The following is a 13,965-nucleotide window of genomic DNA, read 5'->3' as shown; positions in this document are numbered from 1 at the left end:
CGGTTTGCTGTGTGCCTATCATTTGACTTTCACCGTACCTTCACCCAACATCGACTCCATTTGATCAAAAAGCTGAGGAGAGGGCTTAATGCTGTAAGCATCGCTCAAGGCCAGCAGACGCTGGTTGCTCTCATAAAAAAGTACGGTAGGCATAGCACCGGGATGCTCCTGTAGCAGTGCCTTGAGACTGACCAGCAAGCTGGCGTCCTCCTCGGCCTGGCGGGTGATTTTGACAAACACCCGCTGACGAGTGGTCGGCTCCGAGCTGTGCGGGACTGGCACCTGCTCACCGCGAGCCGCTTCGGCTCCGCGCGGTGAAGCAGCCAGCACGGGACGAGCCGCCTTCGGTTGAGGCGAAGCAGATGCATTGGCTGCCGAAGGCGGGGGCGACACGCGCGACGCTCTCCCGCCTGGACCGCCAGCAGCAGAACCAGCAGTTGGCACGGATGCTCCAGCGGCGGACGAGCGCGTACTGGCACGTCGGCGCTGGAGGAGCCGTGCCAGCGAGTCTTCCGCCAGCGGGGCGGTCTCATCCGCAAGGAGCTTGAAGTGCTCGTCCTGCTGCTGCATCTTGGCTCGAAGCGTAAGCAAAGCTCCCTTTTCAATCCACTGCTGGCTTCGCTTCCATACCTCAGGAAACAGTACAACCTCACAGCGCTCAATCTGATCCTCCAGCTCAATAAAGGCCATAGCCTTACCCTGCTTGGTCGTAATCGTTTTGAGTGACACTACCATACCTGCAGTCACAACAACCGTTTCATCTGGGACATCGCCCAGCTCCATCAAACGATCCGCCTCGCTGCTTTCCAACAGCGACTCAAAATCATCCAACGGATGCCCCGATAAATACAGTCCCAGCAATTCGCGTTCCAGCTCTAACTGCTGACTGGCACTGAATTTGGGTACATTGGGATATTCGATATCCCAATTGGGCATTTCCACAAAACCAAACATATCAATTTGCAAGTCATCCCGTTCCTTGCGCCACTTGACGGCTGCATCCACCGTTTCATCCAGCATGGCAAGCAATTGTGCCCGATGACCCGTCAATGAATCAAAGGCTCCTGCCTGAATAAGCGATTCAATTACTCTCTTATTACATACCCGCAAATCGACACGTCGACAAAAATCGAGCAGGCTGTCGAAAGGCCGTTCCTTGCGAACAGCGAGAATGCTCTCCATCGCCTGTGTGCCGACATTTTTAATCGCAGCCAGGCCGAAGCGGATGCCTCCCTGCTGTAAAGGAGTAAACAACACCCCGCTCTCATTCACATCAGGCGGCAACACTGCGATATCCATACGACGGCATTCGACGACATATTCAGCCACTTTCCGATGACTTCCCATCACGGCTGTCAGCATTGAAGCCATAAATTGCACCGGATAATGGGCCTTTAGATAAGCCGTTTGAAATGCTAGCACACCATAAGCAGCTGCATGAGCACGCGGGAAGCCGTAGTCAGCAAAACGGACAATCATATCGTAAACCCTTCCGGCCTCCTCCTCCGTGTATCCCTGCTTGATACTGCCTTCGACAAAATGCCCGCGCTCCAGATCCAACACTTCGCGCTTTTTCTTGGACACAGCCCGGCGCAACAGATCGGCTTCTCCCAGGGAAAAGCCCGCCATGCGTGAAGCAATCTGCATGATTTGCTCCTGATACACAATAATACCGTACGTATCCTTTAAGATCGGTTCCAGGTCAGGATGCGGATAAGAAATCTCAATCTGACCATGCTTGGCCTGTATAAAGTTAGGAATAAAGCCCATCGGGCCCGGACGATACAAAGCCAGGACAGAAATGATATCCTCGAATACACTCGGCTTCAAATCCTTGAGTACCCGGCGTACACCGGCCGACTCCAGCTGGAATACGCCTCCTGTATCTCCTTTGCCCAGCAAGTCATAGGTATGCGGATCGTTATCGGGAATACGATTAAAATCAGGCGTTTCTCCATGCTCTTCCGCAATCCAGTGTATGCACCTTTCAATAATGGAGAGCGTACGCAGCCCAAGGAAATCCATTTTAAGCAAACCAATGCGCTCTAGATTTTCCATCGAGTACTGCGTCAAAGGAACCCCTTCGCTCCCCTCTTGAAGCGGAACCGCATCGGTCAATGGAGTCCGCGAAATGACAACACCTGCTGCATGTGTCGAAGCATGACGAGGCATTCCTTCAACCTTGATCGCCATATCCAGCAGTTCACGTGTCTTGGGCTTCGTTTCATATAGCGTTTTTAGCTCCGGGGTGATTTCCAGCGCATGACGGATATTAATGCCTAGCTGCGCCGGAATCAGCTTGGCTGCCTTGTCCACCTCGCCATACGGCACGTTCAATGCACGACCGACATCACGGACAGCGGCTCTTGCTGCCAGCGTTCCAAAGGTAATAATTTGCGCTACATGCTCATTTCCGTACTTCTGTACTACATAGTCGATAACCTCGTCACGCCGTTCATCACTAAAATCAATATCTATATCTGGCATACTAATTCGTTCTGGATTCAGAAACCGTTCAAAGAGCAGGTTGTATTTCATCGGATCGACATTCGTGATGTTAAGCACATAGGCAACCAAACTGCCTGCTGAGGAACCCCGCCCCGGTCCCGTTGCAATCTTATGCTTATGTGCAAAGGCAATAAAATCCCATACAATCAGGAAATAATCGCTGAAACCCATACTGTCAATGGTATTCAACTCATAGTTTAGCCGTTGGTTCAGCCTTTCCCGTTCCTCCGGCTGCTCCCATCCGGGATCGCTTCCATAGCGACGCTCCAGCCCTTGCACGCACAGATTGCGTAAATAGGACGAAGAGGTCATTCCTTCCGGCAGCGGGCGATATTCAGGCAAAATGGATTGACCGAATTCCAGCTCTAGTTCGCATTTTTCAGCAATACGCACCGTGTTGGCGATGGCTTCTGCCACATGCGGGAATAAACGAGCCATATCCTCCTGACTTTTCAGATACAACTGACGTGTTGGTATACGCAAGCGTTCCTCATCGTCAACTGTCTTCCCTGTCCCGATACAGATCAGAACGTCTTGCACGTCCGCATCTGGCTCAGTCAAGTAATGCACGTCATTCGTCGCCACCAGTGGAATATTCAGTTCCTTCGCCAGTGCGATCAAGAGAGGATTTACACGTTTTTGCTCCGAAAGACCATGGTCCTGGAGTTCCAGATAAAAATCATCGCCAAAAATGTTACGATACCGTTCCGCTGCTCGTCGTGCTTCGGCTTCCCGACCATGCAGTAAATGCTGCGGCACTTCACCGCCCAAACAAGCGCTCAGGCATATGATGCCTTCATGATGGGCAGCCAAAGCCTCCATGTCGATGCGCGGCTTGTAGTGAAAGCCCTCCAAATGGCCGATGGAGCACAACTTCATCAGATTTTGATAGCCTGTTTTATTTTTGGCGAGCAAAATCAAATGATATATGGGCTGATCCTTCCGGCTGCCACGCTCCTTGCGCGATCCTGCCGTCATATAGGCCTCACACCCGATAATCGGCTTAATGCCGTTCTCTACACACGCTCTATAAAAAGGAATGGCACCGTACATAACCCCGTGGTCTGTAAGGGCCAGCGCCTTCATTCCGTAAGCTGATGCCTGTTTGACCAACTCCGCGGTACGAGCCGCGCCGTCCAGCAGGCTGTACTCGCTATGAACATGCAAATGCACAAATGAACTCATGCGCTTCTCTTCCTTTCACCGCTTGATTTTCTTCAAACTATTTTATCATATCCGCGTTAGTAGCGCCCATAGAATAAAAGTACAGACCTCGGCGGACAAGCGCGGTCCTGATTCGTATACCTAAGGAGGAAAAGAGCATGAGCACTTTTATATCCAAAGCGATTCTCGACTTCTTCATTGCCTTCGGCATCGTGCTCGGGGGAGCCATGCTCGGCGGAATGGGAGCTGTCGTATCGCTTCAGCCGCCAACCCAGACGATGCTGGAGGTTGCCGGAAGAATTAAAATATGGGCGCTTGCCGCCGCTGTGGGGGGAACGATGGACCCGATCCGGGTCATTGAAAGCAATATGTTGGATGGTAATTTGTCACCTGCCATTAAGCAGATATTGTATTTGATTTTCGCCTTTTTAGGCGCTCATATGGGTGCAGAGCTGGTCAAGTGGGTATGCGGCAACGGACGACCGTGAGGTGAAACGACTATGAGAGTCCCCCCTTTTGAGCGCCTGCGCCCTTTTATGCAATTATCCTCTGTCTTTGTACTCGGTATGATTACGGGAGGAATGATCTACAATGCCATCTGGCATGCCAGCTTCAATCAGCTGTGGACGAACAACCAGGATCTTCAATTCCAGCTCCAGCAAGCCGAGGAAGACAACAAAACATTGCGCAAATACAGCAAGCGCCAAACCGTTGTCAAAGAAATCAAGCTGATCGCGGAGGAAGCTTCGGCCGAAAAAATTGATTCTATCAACCTGAAGGAACTTCTTCGCCGTGTCAGTCGTGATCTGGAGGTGCTGCGCGGCAGAGATATGTTCGAAATTGACTCTGACAGCAAGCTGGTACGTATGTTGCTGCACCAAAAAAAATACACCGTTCGTGACAAGGAGTATACGATCCAGGTCAAAACGATGCTTGTAATGGAAGGGGTGCTGCAAATTTGGCTGGAAGCAAAAGAAAGACTGCCTGAAAGCCACTAAGTCGGTCTATTCGACTTCACACCCTGCTCTGATCCATAGGTAGACTAACCATGTTCAATGGATTGAAGTGTCATCACTGCTTTGCATACCAAATGGTTTTCCCGTGAAATTGCAATTTCTAGCTTGCAGGTGCGGCGACTCAGCTCGAGCAGCAACGGACGAAGAACGACAGCATCCTCTATCTGTACGGGTCTAATAAAATAAGTCGTCAAATTGTCCAGCACATAATCCTTGCCGGTCATGTCTCTAGCTGCCCGGTAGCCCGCTTGTGTCATCACGTTGACCAGTACGCCTTCCGAGATCGTACCTAAATTGGTCGCCATCTGCGGAATAATAAAACCGCGAAAAAATAACGATCCGTCCTCATTACGCTCTTCAGCAAACCCGTTCCAGATCAACTGGTCGAACGTCTCGCCAAGTTGTGGCTGCTTTTGGGCGTTACGCAGCGCCTCCAGCACCTCACGCCGTGTAACGGACCCAAGCAGCTTGCGGTTACGGTCCACGACCGGCAAATAATCTACCCCTTCCCACGCCATCATTTGCGCGGCGGAAGCCAGCGAGGTCTGGTAGGTGACCGTTATCGGATTGCGGATCAGACATTTATCCATCGTATGCTCAGGTAGAAGCCCCTCCACATCTTTGCGGCTGACGATACCAATTAAACGATTCCATTCATCCACTATTGCAAAATGATGATGTCCGGTCGTCACCGAAAGTTCTTCAAACTCGGTAAGCGTGCTGTTGATTTTCAAGGTCAACGTTTTCGGTTTGCCTGCCGCAATGTCTTCAATCAGCATAATTTTCTTTTTGATCAAGCGGTCAAATATGGCTCTATTAATCATAGATGCCACTGTAAAAGTATCATGGCGTGAGGAAATAATCGGCAGACTAATCTGATCTGCGAGATGCTTAACCTCTCGGCTCGTACCGAAGCCCCCTGTAATCAGCACACCGGCCCCCTGCTCCAATGCAAGTGAATGCGCATCCTCACGGTTACCAACGATTAGCAAACTACCTGCGTCAATATAACGGGCCATAGCTTCCTCGCGCATCGCTCCGATCACATACTTGTGCAAGGGCTTCTCCAGCCCCTCACTTCCGCCCAGCACATGTCCCTCTACAATATTTACGACATCTGCAAAGGTCAGCTGCTCGGACAAGCCGCGCGGTCGCTTCTCCACTCGTACTGTTCCGATCCGTTCCTTGGTAATGACAATTCCCAGGTTCTCGGCTTCCTTCACGGCCCGATAGGCCGTTCCTTCGCTGACACTCATTTCTTTAGCCAACCTGCGCACAGAAATTTTGGAGCCTATTTTCAACTGCTCGATATGTCGCAATAGCTGCTCATGCTTCGTAACTGTTTCATCTAGCCCGTCCAACTCTGTTACACCCCCAACGTTCAATCTGTATCATTCTGTATCTATTATAGCACAATATCCCTATATTTTAGACCCTTGTTCATTTTGAGTTCTCCGCTTCGCAAATAGCAAAAAAGCGATCCCCTCTTTTACAAGGGACCGCTTCTTTCTATGATTGATTTGTCATCTGGGAGACAAGCCCAGGACAAGCTGAAAAAACTCACTACATGCTGCCTTTGTCAGCTTTTTTATCCCATTTCATCTGCCACTGCTGCATTTTGGCCCGTCGCACACGCTCCAGCGTTTTGCGCTTTTCCTCATCCACACCCAGCAAAAAATGCATGTTTGCTCCGATGACTAGCAGCGCAAAAAGTACCCATACCATTCCAAAGCCGTTGACCCAGTTCAAACCGCCTGCAAGCGAGATGCGTGGTAACGCGACCAAAACCATAGCCAATGCAATGAGTGTGTACAAACCGTGTTTCCATTTTTTGAAAGAACTCAATCGTATCCCTTCCTCTCCCTGTGACTCTATGTATCTAGTCTATGAGAGGACAGGAAGGAATATGAGACAAACTTACAGAGATGAACCGTACAAATGTTGAAGGCTGTCTGCAATAATTTTGTTAACGTCCTCAATAATCACGCTCAGGCGACGTTCAGCGTCGAACAGGCGACGGATGTTGAGGTTCAAGCTAAGTACCTCAAACAGCTTCTCCATCTTTTCCATCTCTTCCTGTGCTGGCATATCGCCGCTCATCATGCGTTGCTGTACTTCCATTTGGCGTTCACGGAAATCGTCGAGCATTTTCTTGGCTTCTGGATCGGTTTCGATCAGCTTCATCGCTGACGTAATTTCCTCTACCTCTTTGCTTTCCTTCAATGCTTTCGCTAAATCATGGGCTTTGTCATAGATGTTCATGATTGTTTATTCCTCCAATACAAGTTTAGTGTCAACATTTCACATTGTCCGTCAATCACCAAGGGATATATGTCCTCATATGATGAATCAGTGCTATTACAGCCCATTCACGTTTCCCGTTACTTTCAAGACATCAAGTTGCTGCCCGGAAGGAGATCCACGATGTCCATCAAAAAAACAACGATTCAAATCATCGGATCGGGCATCTTGCAGGATGACGTACTCATGGTCGGCGAGTCCCTGCTTCGCAAATGGAAAATATCCGCTGGCCACCCCGTTCAGCTCGCCTTCGGTTCGTTCCGCCAAGAGGTTACCGTCATATCGGTGCCCCGCTACAGCGGCCTACGTGTGGGAAGCGTGCTAGCCCGAAAAATGGGGCTTCATGCCAATTGTAATCTGCGAGTAACCTACAGCCGAGGTCGCCGGACACTTCGAGTGGGCCCACTTATTAGCGTGCTGGTCAGTCGGGACTATCCCGAACAGCCCGACAAGCCTTTCGGGTCGATCACCCTGTTCTGCCGTGAACTAGTCGGGGAATGCCGCAGACAAGGAGCATATGTGTATTTTTTCACCCCGGAGCATATCGGAAGTCAGCCCGGGCGAGTTCAGGGATGGGTGTATGACGGAGGCTGGAAAAAGACGGTCATGCCTGCCGGCGATGTCGTCAATAATCGTCTTACCTCCCGTAAACTCGAGAACAGAACTAGCGTACAGCATTTCATGAAAGAAGTAAAATCGCAGTACGGCACGACCATTTTTAACGAAAAGTTTCTGGATAAGAATGAAGTCTTTGATGCGCTTAAATCCAATTCTTCCCTGCGCAAGTATTTACCCGAGTCCCACTTGCTGCAAACCTTTGCTGTTTTCAAAAAAATGTGCAACCAGTATCCCGCTGTTTTTCTCAAGCCAGTGCGCGGAAGCCTAGGTAAAGGCATAATGCGCATTAACAAACAAACGGATGGTACCTTTTCGGTGCTATCCACAACAGCGGGCACACCCCGCAAGCAAATGTATGCCAACGTCGATAAACTGTACAAAAGCTTAGCGGGAAAAATGAAAACAACACGCTTTCAACTCCAACAGGGACTTACCTTGATTGATCACGGTAAGCGTCCGGTCGACTTTCGTGCGCTTGTACAGAAAAATTCGTCCGGGACTTGGACCGTAACATCCATTGTCGCCCGGATCGCCGGAGGCAGCCACTTTGTGTCCAATCTGGCAAGAGGCGGCACGCTGAGTACAGTCAAGGAAGCACTTGCCAAAACCACGCTGCCCGCAACCGTTAAATCGAATGGGCATACCTCTCTCAAAACAGCAGCACTGGATATCGCAAGCGGAGTGGAAAAAGCGATTCCCGCCCATTTCGCAGAATTTGGTATAGATCTGGCAATAGACAGCACGGGGCGCATCTGGTTGCTGGAGGTCAATTCGAAGCCATCGAAGAATGACAACACGCCGTTAAATGATCAGAAAACTCGCCCGTCCGTAAAAAAAATGATTGAATACTGCTGTTATTCAGCCGGCTTCAAATGAATTCATCTCTTCCAGAGTCTGGCTGCCAAAGGAGCTGTTGTCGGTGTCTCTTGTTGTGCCAGGCACGCTGGGCGTGCTTGTTAGCCGGAATCAGGCCGCCACTCCCCCTATTACCGAAGCCGATTTTTGCCGCAGGCTAAGTCTGTTGGGCAGGCGCTCTGGTCTTAGCGTAATGGCGTTTACCGCCGAAGGAGTTTCACCTGAAGATCACTCCATACGAGGTTATGTTTACCGTAACGGAGTATGGACATCCGGCCGCTTTCCGTTGCCGGACATTGTGTATAACCGCTGTCTCCATGTTCACGAGAGCCAGAATGTCAGGCGCACACTGGAAGATATGGCGGAGCAAAAATCGCGCAAGCTCATCTACTGGTCGCGTAACTTACCTGGCAAATGGCAAGTGTATCGAGCTTTGCATGCGGTAGATAAAGTGCGTCCCTTTGTGCCGCCTACGGCGCCATACCGGGACACGATCCAGCTTGTGGAATGGCTACGACGCCATTCGGAGCTGTTTATGAAGCCACAGACCGGAACACATGGCAAGAGCACACTGTATCTCCGGCTGGCAGAAGGAGGCCAGGGACTACTTGTACAGGGTAGAGACTCCCGTAACCGCCTGTTCCGGCGCTTGTTTTCCGAATTGGGTGCAGGATTGTCATGGGTCCACGGAATTGCACACAAACGCGCTTATATCGTGCAGCCTTATTTGAAATTAACAAGCCAAAGCAATCATCCCTTTGATGTTCGCGCACTCATGCAAAAGGATGGCAACGGCTATTGGCGCCTGACGGGCTTTGCCGTAAGAGAAGGCAGACAAGGAACTCTGACTTCTAATCTTCACGGTGGGGGCGAAGCCCATCCAGCTGAGCCTTACCTTCGTGAACAATTTGGCGCGGACACCACGCGTCTCATCATCGGGCAGATGATGGCGCTGTCCTTGACCATTACCAGGGCGCTGGAGGAACGTTATGGCCGCCTTGGCGAGTTGGGAATTGATTACGGTATTGACCGGAGCGGGAACATCTGGCTATTGGAGGTTAATTCCCGACCTGGTCGGGCCTCCTTTTTTCAGACCCATCAGCCCGAGTGCGCTTTCCAGTCGGTCAACCGCCCGCTCGAATATGCTCGATATTTAATGACCCATTCCAAAGCGACAGGGCCAAAGGGCGCGGGCGCCTCCCTTGAACATACGGTATAGGAGGATAAACAGATGAGTTTAACGCATTGCAATGTGCATTTCTCACAGCAGCCCGACAAGGTGGCATATATATCCACTTCCTTGTTGAAAAGCCTTAAATTATCCGGAGCCAAGTCCGTACGTCTGCGGCTCGGTAAGGATCAGATTCCCGCTACAGTAAAACCAATTCAGAAGGCGGGACGCCATCTATACTTGACCTCGGGCTTACGTAATGCAATCCGTGTTCCCAAAAGCGGGGCCATCTATTTGCGAAATCTGGATGGGGATATACAGCTAGGGCCGTTGATTGGCGTGCTGTCTGACGGTACCAACTCCACCACTCGCCCTTTCGGATCACGCACAGGCTTTATTAAGCAACTGCTGAAGGAAGGCAGCAAAAAATCTTATATTTTTGCCTTCACCCCTCGGGATATTAACTGGCAAAATGATACGATTAACGGCTATTTTCTGTCTTCCAGCGGGGAATTCACACGTAAACTTGTACCTCTGCCGGACGTAATTTATAATCGTTTGCCGAGCCGACGCTCTGATTTTTCCCCGGCGATCAATCAACTACGCGAACGCTTTTCCCGCAAACGAATTCCCTTCTTTAACTGGAGCTTTTTCAATAAGTCCGATATCTATAATCTGCTGGAAAATAATCCAGATGTTAACCGCTATGTCCCTGAATCATATATGAATCCCAGCTCTGAACGTATCCGAGGTATGTTGGAGCGACATCAATTTGCTTATTACAAGCCAAGTGGAGGCAGCCTCGGTAAAGGAATCTACCGTCTGTCCCATGTTCCCAAGCAAGGCTATTTTGTGAGGTACCGTAAGAAAAATAGCAATGTATTGCTAAAATTCACCTCTTTTAACTCCATGCTCAGGATGCTTCACTCCAATCAGGGACAGATGTTAAAGGGTTACGTCATTCAACAGGGTATCCAGCTGATCGAGATTGACAATTGCCCGATTGATTTCCGGTTTCACATGCATAAAAATGGAAATAATCAGTGGGTCGTCGTCGGCATTGGAGCCAAAAAAGCCGGACGCGGCAGTGTCACGACCCACATCAAAAACGGCGGCTCCCTTATGACACCTGAACAGGCGTTGAACCGGGTATTCGGAGACCGGGCGGGTGAAGTGCTTCAACGTGCCAAAAACGTAGCAGTTACGCTCGCAGAAGCCATTGAACACCATCACCAGCATCTGCTGGGTGAAATCGGCTTTGATCTGGGTATTGATCAGGATGAAAAGGTATGGATGTTTGAAGCCAACTCCAAGCCAGGCCGATCCATTTTTCAGCATCCATCGTTGCGTGCGGAGGGTAAAGCATCCGTGGAGCATATTTTGGACCACTGTCTTTACCTCAGTAAATTCCGCAGAAAAGAGGAACTATGAATACCCGGGCGGAGCAAAAGCCAGTCGTTGCTGTATTGACAGTGCACGACGAAGAACAATTCTTCAAGGGCAATCAGCGCAATTTCAGGGATATTCTTGAAACGGGAACACGGATGGGCTATCAGGTGTACATTGTTACCGTCAGGGACCTGAAACTGGCAGACGAAACGGTTAAGGGCTACGTTTTCAACAAGAGCTTACAGACGTGGGAGGAACAGAATTTTCCACCTCCACAGGTCATTTATAATCGCATCCCCAATCGTAATTATGAACTTAAAACCTCTGTGCGCACAAAGTTGGATGAAATTTCACATGCCTCAGGCATTGAGCTGTACAATCCAGGCTTTTTTAACAAATGGGAACTGTTCAAGTGGTTGCGTACCTCGGAAACCACTAGTCAGCTTGTTCCGGCAACCAAACGGTTAAGCAACCTGTCTTCCTTAGGAAAAATGCTGTCTGCGTATCCATACCTGTATCTCAAACCGGAAAACGGTAAGGCCGGAAAAGGGATTATGATTCTTAAATTCCGCCCAGAACATCTAATGGCTTACAGACTGACCATTCAGCATGACAAAAAAAGTGTAACCTACAGATCTGTATCGCTATCCCGGCTGTGGGGACGTATCCGCCGGGAAGCGGGCAACTCGCCTTATATCATTCAACAGGGTATCGATCTGGCAACTTATCAGAAAAAACCCTTCGACCTGCGTATCCTGGTACAAAAAAATATCCGTGGCTCCTGGAGTATAACCGGGGTCGGTGCCAGACTGGCGGGTAAAGGGAGCATTACCACACATGTCCCGCGTGGCGGGAGTGTAGAGGACCCGTTCAAGCTACTGTCCTCACTGTTTGGGCCTGAGGACAGCACGGATCTACTGAACAAAGTTAAAAGTACGGCCATACAGATTGCACGTCAAATTGAACGCGCATCCGGTCTTTCTCATGGCGAAATGTCCATGGATTTGGGCGTGGATACGCTCGGAACCCTCTGGTTTTTTGAGGCCAATGCCAAACCGATGAAATTTGACGAGCCGGAAATCCGCCAAAAGTCGCTTAGACGCATATTCCAGTACAGCTCCTTTTTGGCCGGACGAATGAAATCATGATCAAGGAAGTGGAATCATGCCGCAAATTAGCGATGTTCAACAATTGCCTGCCCGGAGCTGGCTGCTGAGACGACGACAGTTACTGTTTCTGGCCCGCAGCTCAGGGGGCATGCGCATTACTCGTAATGCTCTGCGGCAGTTGGCTGTTTTGACGCCGGAGCAATTGAACACCCCTGGTTCCTCCCTCCTGTGCGCATATGTGCGCACGGAGAAGGGACTGCGGATTGCGGGATTTTCCCTCGCTCTGAATTACGGGAAGGATGCTTGCATCGTAATTGTTCGTCCGCTTTACCGGGGCCGCAGACTGGGCGCTAGACTGCTGTCCGCCCAGCTCAAACAGCTGCGCCGTCTGACGTGCAGCGTAGCCGCCGACAATATGGCCAGTCTCAAAACCTGTTTCCGTGCTGGACTGGTTGCGCATGAAATGACGACTGGACCGACCGGGAAACCCACGCTGATATTTCACGGGGAGTTATCCCAAGATAAGCAGACGGCAGAGGAAGGTGGAATGCTGTGCCAAAACCTGTCCTAGGCATCATGACCTTGTATTTAAATAACAAGAAGCAATTGGAGGAACGTGATATATATGAGCGCATGATTGCAGAAGGGAAAAGACTGGGACTGGATATGTATGTATTCACTCCAGCAGATGTCCATAAGGATCGCAGGCTGCTCCTTGCCCAAATCTATGATCCACACAGCGGAAAATGGAGCCGAAAGTGGCGAGAGTTCCCAGATATGATTTTCGACCGTTGCCGAGTACAGCGCAGTGAACGATATCGTCAGTTGAAGCAGTTTCGATCGCAGTATACAGATCTTGTATATTTAAACCGACCGCTGAGTAACAAGTGGGTCATTCATCAGCAGCTTGCGAGAAGGTCTGCCTTTCGCCCCCATTTGCCTGCAACAGAGCTGTTCAATGGATTTCATAGTGTAAAACGGATGCTCAAACAGAATTCACTAGTGTACCTCAAGCCGATTAACGGTACGGGAGGACGCGGCATTTTACGTATTGAGCCTGTTAACAAGCAAGGGGGCCTGTATCTGATTGAAGGCCGCAATCGCAAACGCCATATTATTCCCCAGCAGCGGGTACGTCTAGACCGTCTGGAGCCGCGTCTGAGCAGCTGGAACATGGATAACTACATTGTTCAGGAAGGCATTCCTGTGCAGTTGCCGAATGGCAGGGTCCATGATTACCGTATGCTGGTGCAGAAAAATAGCCAAGGAGTATGGGAGCTAACCGGATGCGCCGGGCGAATCGGGGCACATCGGAGTGTCACTTCCAACCTGCATGGTGGAGGCAAGGCGGTACCGATGAACCAATTGCTGACGCAATGGATTCGTGATGAGGGCCGTAGAGAGAAAATCATCAAGCAGGGGGAAAAACTCGGACTGGACATCGCTGCGTATCTGGAAGAAAGCTACGGGGCATTGTGCGAGCTTGCGCTCGATTTGGCAATTAATAAGGACGGTCATATATACGTGCTGGAAGTCAACCCGAAACCAGCCCGCGAGGTATTTTCACGTATTGGAGAAAAAGATACCTATCGCCGTTCTATCGCCAAGCCCATGGAATATGCCTTGTGGGTCTACCACACACAAATTAATCCAAAGCCTCAGACGGACTACAAAGCAGAAGATAAAACAGAAGATAAAGCAGAGAGTAAGACTGAGAATAAGACAAAGGAAGGCTCCGCGTAAAGTGGCTGCCTTCCTTTCTTTTTCGTCTGCCCGACAGTGCTAGCATGTTTTATTTATATGGTACGTCAAGCCTATTTATAACCATTAACCT

At 50.1% G+C, this 13,965-nt stretch carries 12 protein-coding genes; 8 read left to right on the top strand and 4 right to left on the bottom strand.

The window, feature by feature from the left end:
- Nucleotides 1–18: 18 nt before the first annotated feature.
- On the bottom strand, nt 19–3,693 hold the full coding sequence (locus ACYCSE_RS18325; protein ID WP_459699225.1) for a DNA polymerase III subunit alpha: 3,675 nt from the start codon (nt 3,691–3,693) through the stop codon (nt 19–21).
- Between the two features lie 137 nt (nt 3,694–3,830).
- Here ACYCSE_RS18325 and ACYCSE_RS18320 point away from each other — a divergent pair, with 137 nt between their 5' ends.
- Nucleotides 3,831–4,160: a YtrH family sporulation protein gene (locus ACYCSE_RS18320; protein ID WP_013309582.1), complete on the top strand. Its 330-nt coding sequence runs from the start codon at nt 3,831–3,833 to the stop codon at nt 4,158–4,160.
- Nucleotides 4,161–4,172: 12 nt separating this feature from the next.
- Complete coding sequence (locus ACYCSE_RS18315) at nt 4,173–4,670, top strand: hypothetical protein (RefSeq protein WP_061831708.1); 498 nt, start codon at nt 4,173–4,175, stop codon at nt 4,668–4,670.
- Nucleotides 4,671–4,714: 44 nt separating this feature from the next.
- Here the strand turns inward: ACYCSE_RS18315 and ACYCSE_RS18310 are convergent, their stop codons facing one another.
- The 3 genes from ACYCSE_RS18310 to ACYCSE_RS18300 all read right to left on the bottom strand — a co-directional run bounded on the left by ACYCSE_RS18310 (nt 4,715) and on the right by ACYCSE_RS18300 (nt 6,950).
- Nucleotides 4,715–6,049 carry a DRTGG domain-containing protein gene (locus ACYCSE_RS18310; protein WP_254349536.1) on the bottom strand — a complete coding sequence of 445 codons (1,335 nt, stop codon included), beginning with the start codon at nt 6,047–6,049 and terminating at the stop codon, nt 4,715–4,717.
- 202 nt (nt 6,050–6,251) lie between these two features.
- On the bottom strand, nt 6,252–6,533 hold the full coding sequence (locus ACYCSE_RS18305) for a hypothetical protein (RefSeq protein ID WP_322171990.1): 282 nt from the start codon (nt 6,531–6,533) through the stop codon (nt 6,252–6,254).
- A 72-nt stretch (nt 6,534–6,605) separates the two neighbouring features.
- Nucleotides 6,606–6,950: a YlbF/YmcA family competence regulator gene (locus tag ACYCSE_RS18300; RefSeq protein ID WP_025685398.1), complete on the bottom strand. Its 345-nt coding sequence runs from the start codon at nt 6,948–6,950 to the stop codon at nt 6,606–6,608.
- 162 nt (nt 6,951–7,112) lie between these two features.
- Between ACYCSE_RS18300 and ACYCSE_RS18295 the strand changes: the two genes are divergently transcribed.
- The 6 genes from ACYCSE_RS18295 to ACYCSE_RS18270 are packed head-to-tail and all read left to right on the top strand — an operon-like array spanning nt 7,113 to nt 13,874.
- Nucleotides 7,113–8,483 carry a YheC/YheD family endospore coat-associated protein gene (locus ACYCSE_RS18295; RefSeq protein WP_165175993.1) on the top strand — a complete coding sequence of 457 codons (1,371 nt, stop codon included), beginning with the start codon at nt 7,113–7,115 and terminating at the stop codon, nt 8,481–8,483.
- A gap of 43 nt (nt 8,484–8,526) precedes the next feature.
- Nucleotides 8,527–9,681, top strand: coding sequence for a YheC/YheD family endospore coat-associated protein (locus tag ACYCSE_RS18290; RefSeq protein WP_459699222.1), 1,155 nt, complete (start codon nt 8,527–8,529; stop codon nt 9,679–9,681).
- Nucleotides 9,682–9,693: 12 nt separating this feature from the next.
- Entirely contained in the window at nt 9,694–11,064 is a 1,371-nt protein-coding gene (locus ACYCSE_RS18285) for a YheC/YheD family endospore coat-associated protein (RefSeq protein ID WP_061831703.1), read from the top strand.
- Nucleotides 11,061–12,170, top strand: a complete 1,110-nt coding sequence (locus ACYCSE_RS18280; protein ID WP_446674403.1) for a YheC/YheD family endospore coat-associated protein — start codon at nt 11,061–11,063, stop codon at nt 12,168–12,170. The genes ACYCSE_RS18285 and ACYCSE_RS18280 overlap by 4 nt, the downstream gene beginning before the upstream one ends.
- 16 nt (nt 12,171–12,186) lie before the next feature.
- Nucleotides 12,187–12,702 carry a GNAT family protein gene (locus ACYCSE_RS18275; protein WP_069291587.1) on the top strand — a complete coding sequence of 172 codons (516 nt, stop codon included), beginning with the start codon at nt 12,187–12,189 and terminating at the stop codon, nt 12,700–12,702.
- Entirely contained in the window at nt 12,684–13,874 is a 1,191-nt protein-coding gene (locus ACYCSE_RS18270) for a YheC/YheD family endospore coat-associated protein (RefSeq protein ID WP_250261858.1), read from the top strand. The genes ACYCSE_RS18275 and ACYCSE_RS18270 overlap by 19 nt, the downstream gene beginning before the upstream one ends.
- Nucleotides 13,875–13,965: the final 91 nt, after the last annotated feature.

It is taken from the genome of Paenibacillus sp. SEL1 (assembly GCF_054602535.1).
Note: the sequence above shows the minus strand (reverse complement) of the source record. Positions and strands in the feature narration are given on the sequence as shown.